This window comes from Streptomyces sp. NPDC050164 (assembly GCF_044459945.1).
Lineage (GTDB): Bacteria > Actinomycetota > Actinomycetes > Streptomycetales > Streptomycetaceae > Streptomyces > Streptomyces coeruleorubidus_A.
In genome coordinates this window covers 1-1,308 of sequence record NZ_JBITJK010000105.1, presented here as the reverse complement: position 1 = coordinate 1,308, position 1,308 = coordinate 1, and the positions used below count along the sequence as shown (strand labels likewise).

2 protein-coding genes are annotated in these 1,308 nt (G+C 67.7%); both read right to left on the bottom strand.

Features of this window, described 5'->3' with window-relative positions; genetic code table 11:
* Positions 1 to 309: a hypothetical protein gene (locus ACIBNA_RS45065; protein WP_399171299.1), complete on the bottom strand. Its 309-nt coding sequence runs from the start codon at positions 307 to 309 to the stop codon at positions 1 to 3.
* A gap of 71 nt (positions 310 to 380) precedes the next feature.
* The gene (locus ACIBNA_RS45060) at positions 381 to 1,250 is read right to left on the bottom strand and encodes an IS5 family transposase (RefSeq protein ID WP_399171298.1); all 870 of its coding nucleotides are present in this window, start codon (positions 1,248 to 1,250) and stop codon (positions 381 to 383) included.
* Between the last annotated feature and the right edge of the window lie 58 nt (positions 1,251 to 1,308).

Here is a 1,308-nt window from a genome sequence, read left to right as displayed (position 1 = left end):
CTAGGCCGTGTTTTGGAACGTGCGGGCGGCCAGCCATTTGGTGAGGTCGCCCGCGATCCGGCCGGTGTCGATCTCGTTGGTCACGTGATGTTCGCGGCGCGTGGTGTCGCGACGGACGATCTCGTAGCCGCGCTCGTCCAGGACGGCGACGGAGGCGAACCACGCGGGATCGTCCTGGTCGGGCTGGATCACGACGAACGTGTTGTCCGTGTCGTTGAGATCGCTGAGCAGCTCGAACAACGCGTCCTCGGACGGGTCGTCGATGTGGTCGCCGTTCTCGCTGTCTGCGCAGTAGTACTTGGCGGCCATTGGTCCTCTCCCCACCGGGTGCTGTCAGGTTTCCGGCGTCAGCATGGCACGGCTGTCCGCCTTCAAGCGGCTCACAGCCACTGGTGGATCGCCGCGATCAGAACCGCTGCCTCGAACCGGACAGCGAGCTTGTCATAACGGGTGGCCACCGCCCGGTGCTGCTTGAGACGGCTGATCCCGCACTCGACCGCATGCCGAGCCTTGTAATCCTCCCGGTCAAAGGCAGGCGGACGACCACCGGCAGTGCCGCGGCGCTTGCGGTTTCGGATCTGGTCGGCCGGCTCGGGGATCGTGCACCGGATCCCGCGTCGACGCAGATAAGCACGGTTGGCGCGCGACGAATACGCCTTATCACCCCGTACTCGCAAAGGACGCACCCGAGGACGCCCGCTACCGGCGCGCGGGACCCGGATCGCTTCCAGGACCGGCTCGAACTGCGGGCTGTCACCCCGCTGGCCTGCCGTGACCAACAGCGACAACGGCTTCTGCCCCTGCTCGCACGCCAGGTGGACCTTCGTGGAGAACCCGCCCCGGGACCGTCCCAGCCCGTGATCGTCGGGCTCAGTCACCGTTCCGCCCGGTGGTTCCTTCTGCCCGGCTCCGTCCCTGCGGGCCCCGGCGGCGTGCTGATGAGCCCGGCAGACCGTGGAGTCCACGTTCACCTCCCAGGTGATCAGGCCGGCCGCATCGGCCCGGGCCTGCAACGCGGTCAGAATCCGGGCCCACACACCCTCACGCTGCCAGCGCCTGAACAGCCCGTACACGGTCTGCCAGTGCCCGTACTCAGCCGGCAGATCCCGCCACGGCACACCGGTCCGCACCCGCCACCGCACCCCGTTGATCAACCGCCGCTGGTTGCGAGCCGGACGCCCCACCCCTGCTGTCGGCAGCAACGGCTCCAGCACCAACCACTGATCGTCCGAAAGGTCCCCACGCCCCACACCGAGATCATCACGGCCTGAGGCGTGTTCAGGAGCTCAGTTCAAAAACACGCCCTAG